Below are 19663 nucleotides of genomic sequence, written 5' to 3'. Positions count from 1 at the left end.
TATCGGGACAGAGACATCTCCTGTTGATTTCTACCGGCACGAGTAGCTGGCTTCCGAAGATAAACACTTGTATACCGAACCTGCCCTAGCCCTAGTATACCCAGATGACACGGACAGTCGAGAAGATCAATTCCCTCGTCCACGAGGATTCCTCGATGAATGAGGCACTCGAGTCTATCCGCGAGGAAGCCGATGAAAACGGCGGCGAGGTCCAGTGGGGCGATGTTAGCGACGAGCTGACGAGCGGACAGTGGGGACGACTGATCGAGAAAGGGATACTGGTCGATGGCGACGACGGCTTCGAGATCGCCGATCGGGATGCCTACGATGAGGCACTCGACGGTGATGGTTCCAGTAGCGGAGTCAGTACCGATGTCGATATCGATGCCGAGGCATCCAAGTGGTCTCAATGGGACAAAATAGCCGGAGCCGCCTCGCTGCTTTTGATGTTTGGCTACTGGCTCAACCCGATCAAACAGATCGTCGGCAGTACACTCAACAATGCGCTCGGCCCACTCGATGCCGCGTTACCGTTCTACGCCGTTATCCTCTCTATTGCCCTGATAACCGGCCTGTACTCGACGCTGTTGCAAGCGAACCTCATGAACCCCGAGATCATGAGCAAGTACCAAGAGCGAATGCAGGCGATGCAGGACAAACAGCAAGACGTTCGCGAACGCAAGGAAGAAGCCGAAGAACGCGGCGCAAGCGAGGCCGAAATCGAACGGCTCGAAGATGAACTCGAAGACGTTCGCGAGGAGCAGATGGAAGCGATGGCGGAGAATATGGGCATGTTCAAAGAGCAGATCCGGCCGATGGTCTGGATTATGCTGTTGACCATTCCGCTGTTCCTCTGGATGCACTGGAAGATCAACGGCGTCGGACTGACCGGAACCGAGGCGACCGTCGTCATGCCGATCGCCGGGGAAGTCCAGTGGACCGACTCTATCGCCGGTCCGATGCAGGCCTGGATCGTCTGGTACTTCCTGTGCTCGGTCGGCTTCCAGCAACTTCTCCGCAAGTCGCTGAACATCGACATGACGCCATCGGGCACCTGAACGGTCCGTCCACTCACCGACTGTCGCCATCGTTCTCACGATTCAAAACCCATTTTACCGACCACACCGCAGATCGGATATGTTACTCACCGTCTCTGGTCCGCCAGGAAGCGGAAAGAGCACAACTGCAGCGTTACTCGCCGATGCGTTCGACCTGGAACACGTCAGCGGTGGCGACATCTTTCGCCAGCTCGCGGACGAACGCGGGTACACCCCCCTCGAGTTCAACAAACTCGCCGAGGAGAACGACCAGATCGATCGCGATCTCGACCGGCGACTTCGGGAGATCGCGGTGGATGAGGACGATCTCGTGCTCGAATCTCGGCTCGCGGGGTGGCTTGCGGCCGAGCAGGCGGACTTTCGGTTCTGGCTCGATGCGCCCCCCCGCGTCCGAGGACAGCGGATCGCAGAGCGCGAGGAAAAAGCGCCCGAGCGGGCGACGGAGGAGACCCAGGCGCGCGAGGCGAGCGAAGCACAGCGGTACGAGGAGTATTACGGCATCGATATCCGGGATTTGACGATCTACGACCTCTCGGTCAATACGGCGCGTTGGGATCCGGATTCCGTGCTCGATATGCTCGTGACTGCCGTCGAGGAGTACGATGCAGCGGCTGACGAGGGACAGGCACAGATCGATCTCGACGACGGGTTCTAGGGATGACACGACGCCTTCGCGGTCCACCCGCCGATCGCTCGCCGGCCGAACTGCTCACCTTCGGTGTCATCAATCTCGATAAGCCGCCGGGACCGTCCTCGCATCAGGTCAGCGGCTGGTTGCGCGACGCTGTCGCCGAGACGCTTGCCGAACGCGATACCGGCGAAGCTATCGATCAGGCTGCTCACGCCGGCACGCTCGATCCCAAGGTGACGGGCTGTCTCCCGACGATGCTGGGGGAGGCGACCCGCCTCGCGCAGGTCTTCCTCGAGGGCGAGAAAGAATACGTCGCCGTCCTCGAGTGCCACGGGACGATACCGACTGACGCGAAGTCGATTCTCGACGAGTTCGAAGGGCCGATTTACCAGAAGCCACCCCGGAAGAGCGCCGTCTCGCGCCGGCTTCGCGTTCGCGAGATTTACGACCTCGATGTGCTCGAACGAGACGGTCGCCAACTTCTCCTGCGGATTCGCTGTGAAAGTGGGACGTACGTCCGCAAACTCTGTCACGACCTCGGACTCGCACTCGGCACCGGCGGGCACATGGGCCATCTGCGTCGCACTGCGACGACGCCGTTCGACGACACGGATCTGTACACGGCCACCGAGTTCCTCGACGCGCTCGCGTTCTGGATCGAGGACGCCGACCCCGAACCGCTTCGGGCCGTCGTCGACCCTGCAGAGCGAATTCTCGAGGGGATTCCACGACTCACTATCGCAGACAGCGCCGCACGCGAGGTCGCAAACGGTGCACCGGTCTACGCGCCGGGCGTCCTCGATAGCGACGTTTCCCCCGACGATCCGTCGACCGATCGACCGCTCGTTGCCTGCTACACGCCGAACGGTGCCGCCGTCTGTCTCGGTGAACTCGTCGGTGACCCCGAGGCTACATCGGGCGTTGTCGTCGATCTAGAACGAGTACTCGTCTGATTGATGGAGTTACGGCCCGGTAGTCGCGCGGACATCGTCGTCACTGGCAGTCGCTCTTCGATCGACAGCCTCGATCGCCGGCTGTGATGTATTGTCCGTCCTGGTTTCACGGCGCCTTCTTTCCACTCGGTGTACCGTGGCGAGTTGTGGTATCGGGTTAAAACGACACTCTTAAACGGTAGACACTCGTCCTACCACGTGCGGGACCGTGGGGTAGTGGTATCCTCTGCGGATGGGGTCCGTAGGACCCGAGTTCAATTCTCGGCGGTCCCACTCGAAATTTCGTAACTCGCCAACTTCTGGCCCCGAACCCCCTCAGACGGCCGGAAATTCAATTCTCTCTTTCGGTATATTTCTACATAGCAGACAATACAAGTGGCGTGACCATTGCGCCGTAACTAATCGACTGCTGCTCCCCTGTGACTTGATTAGAAACCCCATTCCGCCGCTCTATCACTCCTGCAAACGCAACTGGTGAACGGTTCGTCTAGTCGCTGTTATCATAAGTTCCTTCGACGTTCCATCCGTAGACGCTCCATGGCACAGGACGTATTAGATGAGACTGACCGCGGCATTCTGTATCTGCTCCAGCAGAACGCACGGGAGACGACGGCAGCTGAAATCGCTGAAGCAGTCGGGGTCTCTGCGGGGACCGTTCGAAATCGAATCGATCGACTCGAAGAACAGGGGGTTCTCGAGGGGTATATTCCGGATATCGATTACGAAACGGCGGGCTTCGAGCTCCACATTTTGTTTACGTGCACGTCCGAAACCCAGCCGACGACCGAGTTCGTCGAGGAGGTGCTCGATCAGCATGGAGTCGTAACTGTTCGCAAACTGCTTGCCGGGGACCAAAACCTCCACGTTGAGGCCGTTGGGACAAGTACAGGTGATATCTCTCAGATTGCAAAGACGCTACAAGAGTGCGGGCTCGATATCAGCCGATCGGAGGTTCTCGAGGCGGAGTTTCGCCAACCGTTCAATCACTTTGGACAGAAGCTTGCGGACAAGAAGTGAGACGCGATGTCTGTACCGGCACTATCTCTTCGTCGCGTTGCTTTCGACGGTCTTGTCTAACAGACCTATTTGATCCTTTCCTTCGAAAAGCGCAGTAATAACCATTTCAGGACAGGCTATCGAGAATGCTGGGATCATTCTTATGACCGTCGAGTTCTGGTATCCAGCTATGGCATCCCGTCCTGAGACTCATCCCCCAGAGACAGACGAACTCTGTACGAAAATCGTCGAGGCGGTCGCTGAACGAGAACAGTGTGATGCGACCGAGTTGCCGCCGCTGTATGAGACCATCGATCCCGCTGCGATCACTGGTCTCTTCGGATTGACACCGACACACTCACGTCCCACCGGACGGCTCACGTTCGAATACTGCGAGTACCGCGTCGCGGTCGATGCGGGAGGGTCGGTTTCGATTACACCGTGTGAGTGACTGACCTGTCAGTAGCGGGGTCGTGGCTGTTTTCTCGCTTCCGCGTGGTCGTTCACTCGGAAATATCCCCCTCGTCCATCGCTCGCGTTTCCGAGGCGACGAATTTTGCGAGTTTTCGTTTCGTGTGGGCTGAGACGAGATGTTCCTCGAGTTCTTGCTCTTGCACCGGAGATTCACGGCACAGTGGACATTCGATGGGCGTTCTGGACGCCATAGAATAGACACGGTCGTCTACAGGAAAAGCGTTCGCCGGTAGTGTGGATCGAGTAATTTAATCAGTCACTGCTCGTATTGAGAGGAACTGATGACAGTCGTACTCGCTGGGATCGGGGCCGACAGCACGAATCTCGGTGCACTTGGGCCGCTGTACGACGATGGCCGCTTCGAATACGTTCCGATTCCGGAGAAGACCCGTAAAACGAGCGAGACGGCGACGCTTGGATCGTGGACCCTCCGCTACGATGATCGGGCCGCCGCAGACCTGACGACTCGGATCGAGCCACAACCGATCCGAAACGGTGTTGACTCGGTCTCTGGCGCTGCACTTGCGGAGTGGCCGCTGCACCGTGATCCGAACTTCGAGGCGCTAACCTACGGTGAACATCGATCCAATGGCTACGTCTCCCGTCTTCGATCGCTCGAACCGGGCGATATCGTCGGCTTCTACGCCGGCCTCCGTCGACCGGAGGGAGACCGGGCACACCGGTACTTGATCGGATACTTCACCGTCGATAGCGTCGCCGTTATTACCCCCGAAATGTGCGAGACGGATCGCGAGGCGATTCTCGCAGCCAACCCGGAGAACGCACACGTAAAACGCGCACGGGAACGAGACGGTGAACTCTATCGGCAGGACAAACCGGTTGTGATCGTCGCCGGCCGCGAACCAGGTGGTCTCTTCGACCGCTATCCCATCCGTCTCAGCGAGTACTACGTCAAACCGGGCAACGTACAAGCACAGTATTATCTTCGTGAGGAAATCGAAACGGAATGGAACGTCCGCGCGGGTGGGCAGAACATGCTCTTCAAGCCGGCCTACCGATGTGAACTCTCGAGCGAGGCGTTCCGGAACCTAGTTGGCCCCCGTACTGATCGAACGCCAGCCGACGCGATGGATGACAGTCCGGCCAGTACGCAACCCGACAGCGGCCGGTGAGCGACTCGTGTGAGGATCGGTCAGTTTCTTGTAGTACTTGACCGACAACCCAGACGTGACCGCCGATAACTCCCGTTCCCGTCACGACCGCATTCGACGCCACCCCACGCCCGGCGTTCGGAACTCGCTCGCTCACTGGACGAGCGCAAAGCACCCGCTTCGGGTTGCGCTCAACTACCTCTTCGTCTGGTTCGCTCGCATTTCTCCGAGCCTCCGCCTGCGGCGGTGGTGCTTGCGTCGACTCGGTGTCACCGTTGAGCCCGGTGTTTCCTGGGGACTCGAGGCGACGCCCGACGTCTTCTGGCCGGAACTGATCACGATGGAGAAACACGCAATCGTCGGCTACGACGCAACGCTGCTCTGTCACGAGTTCTTGCAGGACGAGTATCGGACGGGTGAAATCGTCGTCGGCGAGCGAGCGATGATCGGTGCTGGAGCGATCGTGTTGCCGGGCGTCGAGATCGGTGCGGGTGCAAGCGTCGCGGCGAACTCGCTGGTGACGAGGGATGTCGAACCGGGGACCACCGTCGCGGGTGTACCGGCGCGGAAGATGGGGGGTGGGAGTGAGAGTCGGGGTGAGACTCAGACTCAGAGCCAGAGTTGGAGTCAGGGTCAGACAGAGTGCACGGCAGACCAAAAGCGAACGGAGTGGGGACAAACGGGTGGTGTGGACGGAGATCACGGAAACGGCGATGGATCTGGAGACGCCGAAGAGAACGAGGAATCAAGCAACGCGTAATCGGCCGTATCGAATTCGACGCGGGTGGTGATGTGTGCTGGGTAGCGGGTGACGGGTTGCGAGTGACGAGTAGCGAGTGTTCGTCGCCTACAGCGCCGACCAGGATTTACGGGCTTCGTTCCAGGAGGTGATATCGGCGATCCAGCGGGCAGCGATCATCTTCTTCAGGTTCTTTGCGGGGATGCCACCGAAGGTGTCGACGGGCAGTGAGATGCCAAGGGCCGGTTTGACTTCGTGAGCGACTGCCTTCTCGCCGACGGAGATGACAGTACCCTTGTCGTCGTATTCCCAGGTTTTGAGCGGGCGGTTTTCGATCGCTCGGGAGATGTTTTCGCCGACGATCTCGGCGGCCTGCCAGGCGGCCTGTGCGGTCGGCGGCGCGGGCTGGTCGCCTTGGTCGATGAGCGCCGAGTCGCCGATCGCGAAGACGTTGTCGACGGAGGTCTGGAAGTTCGCCGCAACGTTGACGCGGTTGTGTTCCTTTTCGAGTGCAGCGTCGTCGAGTGCGTCGCGGCCGGTAATGCCGCCGGTCCAGATGAGTACGTCGTGGTCGAGTGGCTCGCCTTCGTCGAACTCGATGACCTCGTCGGTTGCTTCGGTAATCGGGTCGTCCGTGTGGATGCGAACGCCGGCGTCTTCGAGAAGGTCCCGGAGGGCCTGCTGGATTTCCGGGTCGTTACCGGGGAAAATTTCGTCGAGCGCTTCGACGAGGTGGATTTCGATCGGCGCGCGGTGGGCGTCGCGGAACTCGGCGATCTCGCCGGCGGTCTGGATGCCGGAGAGTCCGGCACCGCCGACGACGATCTGTGCGGGTTCGCCGCGGGTGGCGTCCTGGCTTGCCTCTTTGACGGCATCGTGGATCTCCAGGGCGTCGTCGAGATTTTTCAGCGTAAGCGAGTGCTCCTCGAGCCCGGGGATGCCGTAGTAGGCGGTCTGGCTGCCCAGTGCGACGAGGACGTAGTCGTATTCGACGGGATCGCTGTCCGCGAGTTCGACGAGTTGGTCGTCAGTATCCAGGCCGACGACTTCGTCTTGAATGAACCGGGTCGACGGATCGGCAACCTGGGTAACGGGGAACGTGATGTCGGATTGCACGTCCGGGTCGCGGATCACGCGGTGGGCCTCGTGTAAGACGAGGTGGTAGTCGACATCAGCGATCCAGGTCAACCGTGCGTTGCCGCCGAGTTCCGACTGGAGCTTGCTGATCGCGCCGGTACCAGCGTACCCGGCACCGAGCACGACGACGTTTTCAGTCATACCTCACAATCTAAAACACTACGATACAAAGGTGTTGGAACTCGTATCAGTGTGTTTCTCGTTGTCATGGTGTGGTGACGGAACCGTGCCGGCCGTGATGGCCGGTCCATCCCGAACTCGACGAGGGAGCTGTCGTCGACAGGTTTAGGGTTAGATGGATCTAAATCGGTGTACGATGATGCTGAGCGACGTGATGGAGGATTACCTCAAGGCGATCTATCAGCTCCAGGGTGAGCACGAGGAACGGATCAAGACCTCTGCGATCGCCGATGCGCTCGAGGTCACGTCGCCGACCGTTACTAGCATGCTCGAGAAATTAGAAGAGCGCGGGCTGGTCGACCGCGAGAAGTACCGCGGCGTCACGCTCACGGACGAAGGTGAAACCGTCGCTCTCGAAGTCGTCCGTCACCACCGCTTGCTCGAGGCCTACCTCACCGAACATCTCGACTACGATTGGTCCGAAGTCCACGCCGAGGCGGATCGTCTCGAACACCACATCAGCGAGGACTTCGAGGCCCGCGTCGCAGATGCCCTCGACGAACCGGAGGTCGATCCGCACGGCTCGCCGATTCCGAGTGCCGATCTCGAACCACCCGACCGCTCGGCGGGCAAGTCAGTTACCGAGTTCGCAGAGGGCGATGTCGTCGTCGTCGAAGAGGTAGCCGACCACGACCCGGAAGTCCTGTCGTATCTCGCAACTCACGGTGTCGAACCCGGCGTCGAACTCGAGATTCTCGAAGTCGCTCCCTTCGGAATGGTTACTGCACGGTCGAGCGAGACTGTCGACGACGTTTCGTTACCGGAGGGTGTCGCCCATCACGTCCGCGTTACACCCCTTCCGCAAGCGGAGTCGTAACGACCCCTGCAGCCGAGTTGGTTTCTCGACATCCTATCGAATGTCCACTGTGCGTTCGTTCGAGGCTGTACTGGTATGCTTTTGCACGTCAAAATCGACTCAACGGCCGACCGTACCCGCCGGGTTTAAGGAATTCAACTACGAATAATCCGCTATGTCATCAATCGAGCTGACCCCCAGTCAGAAGAAAATCCTGCGCGCACTGACGAATCTCCACAAAGAATCCGAAGACGCCATCAAAGGCGAGGACATCGCCGAACAGGTAGACCGAAACCCGGGGACCATCCGCAACCAGATGCAGAGTCTCAAAGCGCTCCAGCTCGTCGAAGGTGTCCCCGGCCCCAAGGGTGGCTACAAGCCGACCGCTGCCGCCTTCGAAGCACTCGAAATCCAGCAGATGGACGATCCGGCCTCGGTGCCGATCAAACACGAGGGCGAACCGATCACCGATGTCATCGTCGAAGAAATCGACCTCTCGAGCGTCCACCATCCTGAACTCTGTCGCGCGGAGATCCACCTGCAGGGCGCTATCAGCGGTATTCACGAGGACGACGCCGTCACCGTCGGCCCGACGCCGCTCTCGAAGCTCCTCATCGACGGCCGTGTCGACGGCAAAGACGACACGAACAACATCCTCATTCTGCGTATCGAAGACATGGTTGCTCCCGCCGAAGAAGCCGCACACTGAGGGGTCACGGAGCGAACTCGTTCTCTCATCTGCCGTTTCCCGTCCCGTACAGCGACGCGACTGCTACTGTGTTTCGTCTGCGGACGCCACGTCCAATAGCGGTCTCCAATCCAAACGCCGAGTCGAACGAGCCGTCGGGTGCGGCTCAGTTCGGCGCGTCCGCTTCGGCCTCCTCGGTTGCGTCGTCCACCTCGCCCACCGACGCCGGAATCACGTCGACGCTCGCGACCGCATCGTCGGCCTCGACGTCCATCACGATCACGCCCATCGTGTTGCGCCCGACTTCCGAAACTTCGTCGACGCGCGTGCGGACGATCTGCCCGCGCTCGCTCATCATCACCAGCTGGTCGTCCGCCGACACCGCTTTCGCGGCCGTCACGGGACCGTTTCGGTCGCCGGTCTTGATGTCGATCAGCCCCTTGCCGTACCGCGACTGGGTGCGATACTCCGACAGCGGCGTCCGCTTGCCGTAGCCGTTGCGCGTGACGGTCAGCAGATCCTGCTCGTCGCCCTCATCGGTCGCGACCAAGCCGGCAACGGCATCGTCGCCCTCGAGTTCGATGCCGTTGACGCCGCGGGCGTTGCGCCCCATCGACCGGACTTCGTCCTCGTCGAACCGGATCGTCATGCCGCCTTCAGTGGCGATGACGAGGTCCTGGCTGCCGTCGGTCACCTCGACGTCGACGAGTTCGTCGTCCTCCTGCAGGTCGGCTGCGATGATCCCGGTCGAGCGGATGTTGTCGAACTCCGAGCCGGCGGTCCGCTTGACGTAGCCGTGCCGGGTCGCCATCGTGACGAACTCGTCGTCGCCGAAGGCCTCGGTGTCGACGATCGCCGTGATGTCCTCGCCCGGATCGAGATCGAGAATGTTGACCGCCGATTTCCCGCGTGCGGTGCGGCCCATCTCGGGGATTTCGTAGGTTTTGAGCTGGTAGACTTTGCCCTGATTCGTAAAGCAGAGCAGGTAGTCGTGGGTATTCGCGCGGAAGACGGTCGAAACGCGGTCGTCCTCTTTGACATCCGCGCCGATGATCCCTTTGCCGCCTCGACCCTGGGGGTCGAAGGTCTCGATCGGCATCCGCTTGACGTAGTCGTCTTCGGTCATGACGACGACGACCTCTTCTTCGGGGATGAGGTCCTCGTGGGTAACTGTGCCCTGATCCTCGATGATCGAGGTGCGCCGATCGTCGCCGTACTCGGCTTTGATCTCGCGGAGTTCGTCTTTGATGACGCCCAGCAATTCGGACTCGCTCTCGAGGATCGTCGTCAGGCGTTCGATCTCGGCCTGCACGTCTTCGTACTCGTCCTCGATCTCGGCGGCTTCCATCGAGGTGAGACTGCCGAGTTGCATCCGAACGATGTGGGTCGCCTGCTCTTCGGAGAACTCGTAGGCCTCCTGCAGCGCCGCCTTCGCGTCGTCGCGCGTCTCGCTGTTTCTGATCAGGTCGACGACATCCTCGGCGTTCTCGACTGCCGTCAGCCGTCCTTCGAGGATGTGGGCGCGATCCTCGGCTTCGGCGAGGTCGTACTCGCTGCGTCGGCGCACGACTTCGCGGCGGTGGGCGATGTACTCCTCTAAGGTTTCCTTGAGCGAGAGCACTTGTGGCTGGCCGTCGACCAGCGCGAGATTGATAACGCCGAAGGTCTTCTCCAAGTGGTTCTCGAGGAGTTTGTTCTTGACGACGTCGACGTTCGCGCCGCGGTTGCACTCGACGACGATGCGGACGCCGTCGCGGTCGGACTCGTCGCGCAGGTCCGAAATTCCCTCGATATCGCCCTCGTTGACGTCCTCGGCGATGCGCTCGACGAGGCGGGCCTTGTTGGTCTGGAAGGGAAGTTCGGTGATGACGATGCGCTCGCGGCCCGACTGCCACTCCTCGACTTCGAACTCGGCCCGGACGCGGATGCGCCCGCGGCCGGTCTTGTAGGCGGAATAAATGGCGTCTCGGCCGACGATGTTCGCGCCGGTCGGAAAGTCCGGCCCCTTCACGTGGTCCATCAGGTCCTCGACCGTCGCCTCGGGGTCGTCGATCAACTCGATCGTCGCGTCGATGACCTCTCCGAGGTTGTGCGGCGGAATATTCGTCGACATCCCGACGGCGATCCCCGAGGAGCCGTTGACCAGCAGGTTCGGGAACGCCGAGGGCAACACCTCGGGCTCTTGCAGGCGATCGTCGTAGTTCGCGGAGAAGTCGACCGTGTCCTTGTCGATGTCGGCGAGTAGTTCCTCGGAAATCGGGGACATCCGCGCCTCGGTGTACCGCTGAGCGGCCGGCGGATCGCCGTCCATCGAGCCGAAGTTGCCCTGGCCGTCGACCAGCGGGTAGCGCATCGAGAAGTCCTGGGACATCCGGACCATCGCGTCGTAGATCGGGCTGTCGCCGTGAGGGTGGTAATCACCCATCGTCTCCCCGACGATCGAGGAAGATTTGCGGTGGGAAGAACCCGAGGTGACGCCCATTTCGTGCATCGCGTACAAGATGCGCCGGTGGACGGGCTTGAGACCGTCCTCGACGCGCGGGAGCGCACGACCCGCGATGACGGACATCGCGTAGTCGATGTAGCTCTGCTCCATCTCGTCTTCGATGCGGATGTTTTCGACCGAACGAGCCTCTACGTCTGTCGGATCGGGTACGTCTGAACTCATGTTTGTCTCACCCTATATATCGATCCACTCTGCTTCCGGTGCGTTCTCCTTGATGAACTGCTTTCGCGGTTCGACCGCGTCACCCATCAGCACCGAGAACATCTTGTCCGCGGCAGCCGCGTCCTCGATCGTGATCTGCTTTAAGATGCGGTTGTCCGGGTTCATCGTCGTCTCCCAGAGCTGTTCGGGATTCATCTCGCCCAGCCCCTTGAACCGCTGGACCTGCGAGGGATTGCCGTTGCACTTCTCCTCGACGATTTCGTCGCGTTCCGCGTCCGTCATCGCGTCGTAGGTCTCGCCGCGATAGCGGATGCGATAGAGCGGCGGCTGGGTCGCGTAGACGTACCCACCCTCGAGCAGTGGCCGCATATGTCGGTAGAAGAACGTCAACAGGAGCGTCCGGATGTGCGCGCCGTCAACGTCGGCGTCCGTCGCCATGATGATTTTCTTGTAGCGGACGTCGTCGACATTGAACTCGTCGCCGATCCCCGCGCCGATCCCGGTGATCATGTTCCGGATTTCGTCGTTCTCCAGTATCCGATCCAGACGGTGTTTCTCGACGTTCAGGATCTTCCCTTTGATCGGGAGGACAGCCTGGAATTCCGGATTCCGTGCCTGCTTTGCACTGCCGCCGGCGGAATCACCCTCCGCGATGAACAACTCCGCCTTTTCCGGATCTTTCGTCTGACAGTCCGCGAGTTTCCCCGGCAAGGACGTGGAATCGAGAGCGGATTTCCGACGTGTCAGCTCTTCTGCCTTCTGGGCCGCCTTGCGTGCCTTCGCGGCCTCGACGGCCTTCATCACGATCGCCTGGGCTGTATCGGGATGTTCCTCGAAGTACGTGCCGAGACCGTCGTGCATCGCGCCCTCGACCACGCCGCGAACCTCCGAGTTCCCTAGTTTCGTCTTCGTCTGGCCTTCGAACTGCGGATCGGGGTGTTTGACCGAAATAACGGCCGTCAGCCCCTCGCGGATATCCTCGCCTTTGAGGTTCTCCTCTATGTCCGAGAGCAGATCGTTCTCGTTCGCGTAGTCGTTCACGACGCGCGTGAGCGCTGTTTTGAACCCGGTCAGGTGAGTCCCGCCCTCGCGCGTGTTGATATTGTTCGCGAAGGCGTGAATCGACCCCTGTAGCTCCTGGGTCGCCTGCATCGCCACCTCGACGCGGACGTTCTGGTCTTCGTCCTCGAAGTAGATGACGTCCTCGTGCATCGCCGACCGAGTTTCGTTCAGATACTCGACGAACTCGCGGATGCCGCCCTGGTACTCGTACGTTTCCGCGAGTTCATCGCCGTCTTCGGTCGCGGACTCTCGTTCGTCACGCAGCGTAATCCGGACGCCCGAGTTCAGGAAGGCGAGTTCGCGAAGCCGGTTCGACAGCGTCGAGAAGGCCATGTCGGTCGTCTCGAAGATGTCGGTGTCCGGCCAGAAGCGGATCGTCGTCCCGGTTGCCTCGCCGGGTTCCATGTCGCGGACGCGTTCCATGTCGCCGGCGGGTTCGCCGGTCTCGAAGGTGTGTTCGTAGACACCCCCGTCGCGTTTGACCTCGGTCTCGAGACGAGCGGAGAGGGCGTTGACGACGCTCACGCCGACGCCGTGGAGGCCGCCGGAGACCTGGTAGGACTTGTTGTCGAACTTGCCGCCGGCGTGGAGGACGGTGAGGATCACCTCGAGTGCGGGGCGGTCGTACTCCTCGTGCGTGTCGACGGGGATTCCCCGGCCGTCGTCCGCGACGCTGACCGAGCCGTCTTCGTGGATCGTGACGGTAATCTCGTCGCAGTACCCGGCCAGTGCCTCGTCGATCGAGTTGTCCACCACTTCGTAGACGAGATGGTGGAGGCCTCGAGAGTCGGTAGAACCGATGTACATTGCCGGCCGTTTTCGTACGGCTTCCAGGCCTTCGAGGACCTGGATCTGTCCGGCACCGTACTCGCTTTCCTGGGACATATAACTCTAAAACCTGCTTTCGCATAGCGGCCGGTCACTAATAAAACTCACGTACGCGCGCGAGCGCGACCGCCACGCACGGTTCGTCTCTGTCGGCGGAGCAGCTGTTTCCAGTCCCCAGTGTGGCGGTGCTTCACCGCTCCAGTGGCCCGATTCGAGTACGGTGAGTTGGTTGGCGGTGCGGTGTGTCTGACTGGTTCCGGGCTCGTTCTACGCGGGCCTGCAGCCGTGGGCAGCAGACTCTTTTCGACCACGGAGTGAGCCAGGTACGGACAATGACCAGACCGACCCGGGATGCAAGTGAGCACGAGCAGACTGCAAAACACGACGAGCGCGGCCGGAATGCTGACGCCGTCGCCACTCGAGACGTGATCGAACACGAACCGGACTCGGAACGACGAGGAACGTGGCTTTCGGCGAGTATCGTCCTCCTGGGAGCCATCGTGATCGGAAGCTATAGCACGGTTGTGACCCGCAAACGCCGCCGGAACGCCGAGATGCGCCGGACGGCAGTGTACGATCGGCGGAGGCAGTGAGTTTGTGCGGTGAGTGCCACGCAGAATCGGTGGAGGCTGCGGTCGCCAACGGTTCGAGACGGCAAAACTGCGCAGTGTCGGTGGTTGACAGTGGTCTCGTGCGGGTACTGGTCAGCGGGACGGTCCCGATAAAAGTGGTAGTGGTAGTGACTGGTGAGCGAACGGTATTACCCGTGGATTCCCATCGCTTCGATCTGTTCCTGGTACCGGTTGCGGATGGTGACTTCGGTCACCTGGGCCACGTCTGCGACCTCGCGCTGGGTCTTCTTTTCGTTACAGAGCAGTGACGCAGCGTAGATCGCAGCGGCGGCGTAGCCGGTCGGTGATTTCCCGGAAAGGAGTCCTTCTTCGGCCGTCTTCTCGATGATTTCGTTGGCCTTGGTCTGGACTTCTTCGGAGAGTTCGAGTTCAGAACAGAAGCGGGGGACGTATTTTTTCGGGTCGACGGGTCGCATCTCGAGGCCGAGTTCCTGCGAGATATAGCGATACGTGCGACCGATTTCCTTGCGTTCGACGCGTGAGACTTCCGAGATTTCTTCGAGACTGCGCGGGATCCCTTCCTTTCGACAGGCGGCATACAGCGCCGAGGTGGCGACGCCCTCGATCGACCGGCCGCGGATGAGGTCTTCTTTGAGTGCGCGTCGGTAGATGACCGAAGCGACTTCGCGGACCGACCGCGGGACACCCAGTGCGGACGCCATCCGATCGATTTCGCTGAGTGCGAACTGTAGATTTCGTTCGCCAGCGTCCTTGGTGCGGATCCGTTCTTGCCACTTGCGCAGCCGGTGCATCTGACTGCGTTTTTTGGATGAAATAGAGCGCCCGTAGGCGTCTTTGTCCTTCCAGTCGATCGTCGTCGTCAGTCCCTTGTCGTGCATCGTCTGGGTCGTCGGCGCACCGACGCGGGACTTCTCCTGTCGTTCCTGGTGGTTAAACGCCCGCCACTCAGGACCGGGATCGATTTTCTCCTCTTCCACGACGAGCCCACAATCCTCACAGATGAGCTCACCCCGGTCGGAGTCCTTTACGAGATTGTCCGATTCACACTCGGGGCAGGCACGTACCCCCTCCTGATCCTCGGTCTCGTCCGTCTCACGCGTTCGCTCCCGCTGGCGGGTGGACCGTGTCATCGCACTTTTATAGTAGTATCACGATAGTACATAAACCTTTGGTAATCTGTTTCGACTATTGACGGAAAACGCGGAATATCACCCGATATAGCGCGTCAGCACCGTAGTTTGTGATTTGAAACCGGAAAACCTTTATCCGGAACTGGCCGATCACAGGACCGAATGCCGGTTCTCGAGTGTGACGTCGACGCCGCGCGTGACCGCCTCACAGACGCCGGTGTCGCCGTCGAATCCGGAAACACGGATCACGAACGCTGGCGTGCGAGTCGCGGCGGCGCGACGGCCGTCGCCTACGACGACAAAATCGTCATCCAGGGCAGCGATCCGCGCGAACTCGAAGCCCTGCTCCGCGAGGGCGGTGGACGCGCCCACGTCTACTTCGACGGCGGCGCGCGCGGTAATCCCGGCCCCGCCGGAATCGGCTGGGTGATCGTCACGGGAGATGGTATCGTCGCCGAGGGCAGTAAACGGATCGGTCGTGCGACGAACAACCAGGCCGAATACGAGGCACTCATCGCCGCTCTCGAGGCCGCTCGCGACTACGGTTACGACGAACTCCACGTCCGCGGCGACTCCGAACTCATCGTCAAACAGGTCCGCGGCGAGTACAATACGAACGATCCGGACCTCCGCGAGAAACGCGTCACCGTCCACGAACTCTTGACCGAGTTCGACGAGTGGACCCTCGAACACGTCCCCCGCGAAGTCAACAGTCGCGCGGACGAACTCGCAAACGAAGCGCTCGATCAGGGCTGACTCTGTTTCGTCTCTCGATGGCCGCGCGTCGTACCTGACGGCGAATCGACGGCAGGGAGACCAGCAAGCGGAAATCCCTCCACCGCGAACGGCTCGATATGAGCGATCCGAACGGAACCGAACGCGATGGAGCGTCGTCCCGGAGTGACGACACCGCCGCGGCTAACGCTGCTTCCACCGCAGCCGACACCGATCCCGCCGCGGCAGAAACCGACGACGAACTCCCCGCCGATGTCGTCGACGAAGCCGAACGCCTCACGCGACTCGCGCGCAAGACCCCCGACGAGAACGAGGCTGCAGCCTACGAGAACCGACGCGCCGACCTGCTCGCCGACCACAACTTTAGCGCGCGCGTTCGTGAGGAAGGCGATGCAGTGCTCGTCTGCCACCCCGAGGAGTGGCACGACGACGATGCCGGCGTTATCAGGACCGATCGAATCGACGACCTCTCGCGCGCGATCGAAATCCCGCTCGAGGGGACCGGCGATCCGGACGACTGGGACGCGGTCGACGCACAGAATCGTGACCTCGTCGCGCAGGTCCGTGCCGCCCACGGTGACACCCACGGCGAGAACGCACGTCGCCTCGCCGATTTCGCGGGCAACCACTACGCCAAGCCGATCCAGTCGCTGACGGCCGCTGAACTCGAGGAGTTCCTGACGGAGTACGTCGTCCGCAACGCCTGGCCCTCGGACGCACAGCAGGCCGTTCTCTGGGAGTCAGTCGAACTGGCTTTCGAGACCGCTGGCGAGTCCGTGACGATCGATGGAGCCGTCTCGGATGACGCAAGCGGTGTGCAGGTGACGCGCGAGGAGAACTCGTAGGATTTGTCCGCCGTTTTCGCCGTTCTCCCACGTTGTAACTCGTCGCCGTTGCTGGCCGTCGCTTTCGTCGACGACAAAAGGGTTCAGTACCGAACGCGGCGGCGTTCAGTAACTGCTCTCGATGATGTCTCGGATCTCGTCGGCGCGGTCGTCGCCGGTGACGACTTTCGAGAGCGTCCAGTTGATGCCGTCGAGGACGGCCTCGTAGCCGTCGTCGGTCAGCGAGTACTGGTTGGTTCGCTTGTCGAGTTCGCTCTTTTCGACCAGCCCGAGGTCGACGAGTTCGTCGAGGTTGGGGTAGAGACGGCCGTGGTTGACTTCGGTGCCGTAGTAGTCCTCGAGTTCGCGCTTGATCGCCAGGCCGTACATCGGTTCCTTGGCGAGGATGACGAGGATGTTGTTCTGGAACGCCGTAAGTTCTCGTGCGATACTCTGTTCGCCGGTGATTGATTGTGCCTCTGACATACCTGTGCAAATGTCACCAGACTATTTAAGGCTTGCCAACTATTCGGCGATCCCGCCGGTTTCGGCGTGATTTAGGGGTTGGCGGCGAATGCGGATGGATCCACATCTGGTGCCCGTGTGTCGGCTGTCTGGCAACCGTCACGTAGAATGTGAAACGTGATTAGGAAAGTACTTTTTGATCCACCGTAGAGTGTGCGGTGCATGGTCAATCTCTGGGAAGATGTAGAGACCGGACCGAATCCGCCCGAAGAGATCTACGCCGTCGTCGAGTGTCTCAAGGGCGAGCGGAACAAGTACGAGTACGACAAGGACGTCCCGGGCGTCGTCCTGGACCGCGTGCTCCACAGCAACGTCCACTATCCCAGCGACTACGGTTTCATCCCGCAGTCGTACTACGACGACGAAGATCCGTTCGACGTGCTCGTGCTCGTCGAGGATCAGACGTTCCCCGGCTGCGTCATCGAAGCGCGCCCCGTCGCGCTGATGAAGATGGACGACGACGGTGAGCAGGACGACAAGGTCATCGCCGTCCCCACCGAGGACCCGCGCTACGATCACATCGAGGATCTCGACGATATCCCGCAGCAGCAACTCGACGAGATCGACGAGTTCTTCTCGACCTACAAGAACCTGGAGGCGGGCAAGGAAGTCGAGACGCAGGGCTGGGAGGACAAACAGGCCGCCTACGACGCGATCGAACACGCACAGGACCTCTACGAAGAGCACTTCGAGTAAGCGTTCTCGCAGCGGCGGCGTTCACACCTCACCATCTCTTTGTCGGGCGTCGATTCATCCGAGTTATGCGGCGCTATCCGACTCATGCATTATGAGCATGGGTAATTTTAACCAGGTATAGGTCGTAGGTCGAATCGTCATGGCAGCAACGAACCCGTCCCCGCGCGAGTCAGTGCCGGCCGACGATCAGTCCAGTGCCGGCGTCGGAATGCGCCACCTGACGGTGGTTCCGACGAACTTCGAACCCGAGCCGGCCGACCGCGACGACGAGCACTGATCGTGGATCCGCAGTTACCTGGTCCCCGCTCGGCCCCGCTCGTTCTATCCGCTCCACTCGCCCCCATCAACCGGTATTTTTCTCCCGGTAGCGTCGGCTGCAGATGAGAGGAGGTGCGACTGAATCCGTGCAGGAGCTATCCCCCTTCTCAAAAGAGTGTCTCGAAACGAACCTTCTTGTATGCGGTCGAACTACGTCCGCCTATGGGTCTCTTCGATCGACTGCGGGGCGACGAATCCCCCCGTGTCGCCTTTATCGGAATCGACGGTGTGCCGTATAGTCTCCTCTCGGAGAACGAGGACCTGTTCCCCAACATGGCCGAACTCGCGGCCGACGGCACCGCGAGCGAAATCTCGAGCATCGTGCCGCCCGAATCGAGCGCCTGCTGGCCGTCGCTCACGACCGGCGTCAATCCCGGCGAAACGGGCGTCTACGGCTTTCAGGATCGCGAAGTCGGAACCTACGACACCTACGTTCCGATGGGCAGCGAAGTCCAGGCCACCCGCGTCTGGGACCGCGTCCAAGAGGACGGACGCAAGGCGACCGTCATGAACGTCCCCGTCACGTTCCCGCCACAGCGAAACGTCCAGCGGATGGTCTCCGGATTCCTCTCGCCAGGCCTCGAAAAGGCCGCCTACCCCGACGACGTGCGGGACTATCTCGACTCGCTCGACTACCGAATCGACGTCAACCCGAAACTGGGACACGACGAGGACAAGGAAGCGTTCATCGAGGACGCCCACGAGACGATCGACGCCCGATTCGAGGCGTTCAAACACTACCTCGAGGAGGACGACTGGGACCTCTTCTTCGGCGTCTTCATGACGACCGACCGAGTCAACCACTTCCTCTTCAAAGACTACGAGCGCGACGGCCAGTACAAAGACGAGTTCATCGAGTTCTACCAGGCGGTCGACGACTACATCGGTCGCCTGCGCGAGACGCTGCCGGAGGACGTGACCCTCATCGTCGCCTCGGACCACGGCTTTACCAGCCTCGACTACGAGGTCCACTTCAACGAGTGGCTTCGGGAGAACGGCTGGCTCTCCTTCAACACCGACGAGCCGGAAGAACTGGGCGATATCGCCGACGAAACGAGAGCCTACTCGTTCATCCCCGGCCGGTTCTACATCAATCTCGAGGGCCGCGAGCCCCGCGGCTCGGTCCCCGAAGACGAGTACGATGCGGTCCGCGACGAGTTGAAAGCCGAACTCGAGGCGCTCGAGGGGCCCGAGGGACGGCCGGTCGTCGACCGCGTCGTCGAGAAGGAAGACGCCTTCCGCGGCGACCACGACGACATCGCGCCGGATCTGGTCGCGATCCCGAGCAACGGGTTCGACCTGAAGTCCGGGTTCAAAGCGGATTCGGAAGTGTTCACGACCGGGCCGCGAAACGGCATGCACAACTTCGACGATACCTCGCTGTACATCGACGATCCGGACGCCTCCATCGGCGACGCCGACCTCTTCGATATCGCGCCGACCATTCTCGATCTGATGGACATCGAGTTCAACCGGAGCGAGTTCGACGGCGCGAGTTTGCTGTAGTTTCGCGCGACGTC

General features: G+C 60.9%; 20 protein-coding genes and 1 tRNA gene. 16 read left to right on the top strand and 5 right to left on the bottom strand.

The features are described 5' to 3' along the window. Window positions 1-104 precede the first annotated feature (104 nt). The 8 genes from C480_RS15850 to C480_RS15815 all read left to right on the top strand — a co-directional run bounded on the left by C480_RS15850 (window position 105) and on the right by C480_RS15815 (window position 5984). On the top strand, window positions 105-1058 hold the full coding sequence (locus C480_RS15850; protein ID WP_006666631.1) for a DUF106 domain-containing protein: 954 nt from the start codon (window positions 105-107) through the stop codon (window positions 1056-1058). A 79-nt stretch (window positions 1059-1137) separates the two neighbouring features. Beyond that, the gene (gene cmk, locus C480_RS15845; protein ID WP_006666630.1) at window positions 1138-1713 is read left to right on the top strand and encodes a (d)CMP kinase; all 576 of its coding nucleotides are present in this window, start codon (window positions 1138-1140) and stop codon (window positions 1711-1713) included. Window positions 1714-1715: 2 nt separating this feature from the next. After that, on the top strand, window positions 1716-2642 hold the full coding sequence (locus tag C480_RS15840) for an RNA-guided pseudouridylation complex pseudouridine synthase subunit Cbf5 (protein ID WP_006666629.1): 927 nt from the start codon (window positions 1716-1718) through the stop codon (window positions 2640-2642). A gap of 202 nt (window positions 2643-2844) precedes the next feature. Continuing rightward, window positions 2845-2915: transfer RNA gene (locus C480_RS15835), tRNA-Pro, on the top strand. Between the two features lie 264 nt (window positions 2916-3179). Continuing rightward, the gene (locus C480_RS15830; protein WP_006666628.1) at window positions 3180-3659 is read left to right on the top strand and encodes an Lrp/AsnC family transcriptional regulator; all 480 of its coding nucleotides are present in this window, start codon (window positions 3180-3182) and stop codon (window positions 3657-3659) included. Between the two features lie 169 nt (window positions 3660-3828). Beyond that, window positions 3829-4089, top strand: coding sequence for a HalOD1 output domain-containing protein (locus C480_RS15825; RefSeq protein WP_049903823.1), 261 nt, complete (start codon window positions 3829-3831; stop codon window positions 4087-4089). Window positions 4090-4393: 304 nt separating this feature from the next. Next, window positions 4394-5245 (top strand): Nmad3 family putative nucleotide modification protein, encoded by an 852-nt coding sequence (locus C480_RS15820; protein WP_006666625.1) that lies wholly within the window; start codon window positions 4394-4396, stop codon window positions 5243-5245. Between the two features lie 55 nt (window positions 5246-5300). Continuing rightward, window positions 5301-5984 (top strand): acyltransferase, encoded by a 684-nt coding sequence (locus C480_RS15815; RefSeq protein WP_049903821.1) that lies wholly within the window; start codon window positions 5301-5303, stop codon window positions 5982-5984. 87 nt (window positions 5985-6071) lie between these two features. Here the strand turns inward: C480_RS15815 and C480_RS15810 are convergent, their stop codons facing one another. Beyond that, the gene (locus tag C480_RS15810) at window positions 6072-7241 is read right to left on the bottom strand and encodes an NAD(P)/FAD-dependent oxidoreductase (RefSeq protein ID WP_006666623.1); all 1170 of its coding nucleotides are present in this window, start codon (window positions 7239-7241) and stop codon (window positions 6072-6074) included. Between the two features lie 175 nt (window positions 7242-7416). Here C480_RS15810 and C480_RS15805 point away from each other — a divergent pair, with 175 nt between their 5' ends. Further along, the gene (locus tag C480_RS15805; protein ID WP_006666622.1) at window positions 7417-8097 is read left to right on the top strand and encodes a metal-dependent transcriptional regulator; all 681 of its coding nucleotides are present in this window, start codon (window positions 7417-7419) and stop codon (window positions 8095-8097) included. A gap of 154 nt (window positions 8098-8251) precedes the next feature. Further along, a complete protein-coding gene (locus C480_RS15800) occupies window positions 8252-8785 on the top strand; it encodes an Rrf2 family transcriptional regulator (protein ID WP_006108918.1) in 534 nt (177 codons plus the stop codon). 145 nt (window positions 8786-8930) lie between these two features. Here C480_RS15800 and gyrA read toward each other — a convergent pair whose 3' ends face one another. After that, window positions 8931-11432 carry a DNA gyrase subunit A gene (gene gyrA, locus C480_RS15795; protein WP_006666621.1) on the bottom strand — a complete coding sequence of 834 codons (2502 nt, stop codon included), beginning with the start codon at window positions 11430-11432 and terminating at the stop codon, window positions 8931-8933. Between the two features lie 12 nt (window positions 11433-11444). Continuing rightward, window positions 11445-13379 carry a DNA topoisomerase (ATP-hydrolyzing) subunit B gene (gene gyrB, locus C480_RS15790; RefSeq protein WP_006666620.1) on the bottom strand — a complete coding sequence of 645 codons (1935 nt, stop codon included), beginning with the start codon at window positions 13377-13379 and terminating at the stop codon, window positions 11445-11447. A gap of 275 nt (window positions 13380-13654) precedes the next feature. Here gyrB and C480_RS15785 point away from each other — a divergent pair, with 275 nt between their 5' ends. After that, window positions 13655-13915 carry a hypothetical protein gene (locus C480_RS15785; protein WP_006666619.1) on the top strand — a complete coding sequence of 87 codons (261 nt, stop codon included), beginning with the start codon at window positions 13655-13657 and terminating at the stop codon, window positions 13913-13915. Between the two features lie 167 nt (window positions 13916-14082). On the opposite strand, the gene C480_RS15780 is transcribed toward C480_RS15785, so the two are convergent. Then, window positions 14083-15045: a transcription initiation factor IIB gene (locus C480_RS15780; RefSeq protein ID WP_006108914.1), complete on the bottom strand. Its 963-nt coding sequence runs from the start codon at window positions 15043-15045 to the stop codon at window positions 14083-14085. Between the two features lie 162 nt (window positions 15046-15207). On the opposite strand from C480_RS15780, the gene rnhA reads away from it, so the two are divergent. Further along, window positions 15208-15801, top strand: a complete 594-nt coding sequence (rnhA, locus tag C480_RS15775; protein ID WP_006666618.1) for a ribonuclease HI — start codon at window positions 15208-15210, stop codon at window positions 15799-15801. A gap of 98 nt (window positions 15802-15899) precedes the next feature. Continuing rightward, window positions 15900-16625 (top strand): DUF7108 family protein, encoded by a 726-nt coding sequence (locus tag C480_RS15770; protein ID WP_006666617.1) that lies wholly within the window; start codon window positions 15900-15902, stop codon window positions 16623-16625. A gap of 105 nt (window positions 16626-16730) precedes the next feature. Here the strand turns inward: C480_RS15770 and C480_RS15765 are convergent, their stop codons facing one another. Further along, the gene (locus C480_RS15765; RefSeq protein ID WP_006666616.1) at window positions 16731-17090 is read right to left on the bottom strand and encodes a PadR family transcriptional regulator; all 360 of its coding nucleotides are present in this window, start codon (window positions 17088-17090) and stop codon (window positions 16731-16733) included. Between the two features lie 201 nt (window positions 17091-17291). Here C480_RS15765 and C480_RS15760 point away from each other — a divergent pair, with 201 nt between their 5' ends. The 3 genes from C480_RS15760 (at window position 17292) to C480_RS15750 (ending at window position 19649) form a co-directional block, all read left to right on the top strand. Further along, window positions 17292-17825 (top strand): inorganic diphosphatase, encoded by a 534-nt coding sequence (locus tag C480_RS15760; protein ID WP_006666615.1) that lies wholly within the window; start codon window positions 17292-17294, stop codon window positions 17823-17825. A 139-nt stretch (window positions 17826-17964) separates the two neighbouring features. After that, window positions 17965-18102, top strand: a complete 138-nt coding sequence (locus C480_RS23890) for a hypothetical protein (protein ID WP_006666614.1) — start codon at window positions 17965-17967, stop codon at window positions 18100-18102. Window positions 18103-18305: 203 nt separating this feature from the next. Beyond that, window positions 18306-19649, top strand: coding sequence for an alkaline phosphatase family protein (locus tag C480_RS15750; RefSeq protein ID WP_006666613.1), 1344 nt, complete (start codon window positions 18306-18308; stop codon window positions 19647-19649). Window positions 19650-19663: the final 14 nt, after the last annotated feature.

This window comes from Natrialba aegyptia DSM 13077 (genome assembly GCF_000337535.1).
Taxonomy (GTDB): domain Archaea; phylum Halobacteriota; class Halobacteria; order Halobacteriales; family Natrialbaceae; genus Natrialba; species Natrialba aegyptia.
The sequence above is the reverse complement of the archived record's forward strand: the minus strand, read 5'-3'. Positions and strand labels throughout refer to the sequence as shown.

What these genes read in the sequence shown, in the direction of transcription:
- C480_RS15750 (WP_006666613.1), top strand. Translation starts at nt 18,306, where the DNA reads ATGGGTCTCTTCGATCGACTGCGGGGCGACGAATCCCCCCGTGTCGCC.
- C480_RS15850 (WP_006666631.1), top strand. Translation starts at nt 105, where the DNA reads ATGACACGGACAGTCGAGAAGATCAATTCCCTCGTCCACGAGGATTCC.
- gyrB (WP_006666620.1), bottom strand. Translation starts at nt 13,379, where the DNA reads ATGTCCCAGGAAAGCGAGTACGGTGCCGGACAGATCCAGGTCCTCGAA.
- C480_RS15760 (WP_006666615.1), top strand. Translation starts at nt 17,292, where the DNA reads ATGGTCAATCTCTGGGAAGATGTAGAGACCGGACCGAATCCGCCCGAA.
- C480_RS15810 (WP_006666623.1), bottom strand. Translation starts at nt 7,241, where the DNA reads ATGACTGAAAACGTCGTCGTGCTCGGTGCCGGGTACGCTGGTACCGGC.
- gyrA (WP_006666621.1), bottom strand. Translation starts at nt 11,432, where the DNA reads ATGAGTTCAGACGTACCCGATCCGACAGACGTAGAGGCTCGTTCGGTC.
- C480_RS15820 (WP_006666625.1), top strand. Translation starts at nt 4,394, where the DNA reads ATGACAGTCGTACTCGCTGGGATCGGGGCCGACAGCACGAATCTCGGT.
- C480_RS15805 (WP_006666622.1), top strand. Translation starts at nt 7,417, where the DNA reads ATGATGCTGAGCGACGTGATGGAGGATTACCTCAAGGCGATCTATCAG.
- C480_RS23890 (WP_006666614.1), top strand. Translation starts at nt 17,965, where the DNA reads ATGGCAGCAACGAACCCGTCCCCGCGCGAGTCAGTGCCGGCCGACGAT.
- C480_RS15830 (WP_006666628.1), top strand. Translation starts at nt 3,180, where the DNA reads ATGGCACAGGACGTATTAGATGAGACTGACCGCGGCATTCTGTATCTG.
- C480_RS15825 (WP_049903823.1), top strand. Translation starts at nt 3,829, where the DNA reads ATGGCATCCCGTCCTGAGACTCATCCCCCAGAGACAGACGAACTCTGT.
- C480_RS15780 (WP_006108914.1), bottom strand. Translation starts at nt 15,045, where the DNA reads ATGACACGGTCCACCCGCCAGCGGGAGCGAACGCGTGAGACGGACGAG.
- C480_RS15785 (WP_006666619.1), top strand. Translation starts at nt 13,655, where the DNA reads ATGACCAGACCGACCCGGGATGCAAGTGAGCACGAGCAGACTGCAAAA.
- C480_RS15765 (WP_006666616.1), bottom strand. Translation starts at nt 17,090, where the DNA reads ATGTCAGAGGCACAATCAATCACCGGCGAACAGAGTATCGCACGAGAA.
- C480_RS15770 (WP_006666617.1), top strand. Translation starts at nt 15,900, where the DNA reads ATGAGCGATCCGAACGGAACCGAACGCGATGGAGCGTCGTCCCGGAGT.
- rnhA (WP_006666618.1), top strand. Translation starts at nt 15,208, where the DNA reads ATGCCGGTTCTCGAGTGTGACGTCGACGCCGCGCGTGACCGCCTCACA.
- C480_RS15800 (WP_006108918.1), top strand. Translation starts at nt 8,252, where the DNA reads ATGTCATCAATCGAGCTGACCCCCAGTCAGAAGAAAATCCTGCGCGCA.
- C480_RS15840 (WP_006666629.1), top strand. Translation starts at nt 1,716, where the DNA reads ATGACACGACGCCTTCGCGGTCCACCCGCCGATCGCTCGCCGGCCGAA.
- cmk (WP_006666630.1), top strand. Translation starts at nt 1,138, where the DNA reads ATGTTACTCACCGTCTCTGGTCCGCCAGGAAGCGGAAAGAGCACAACT.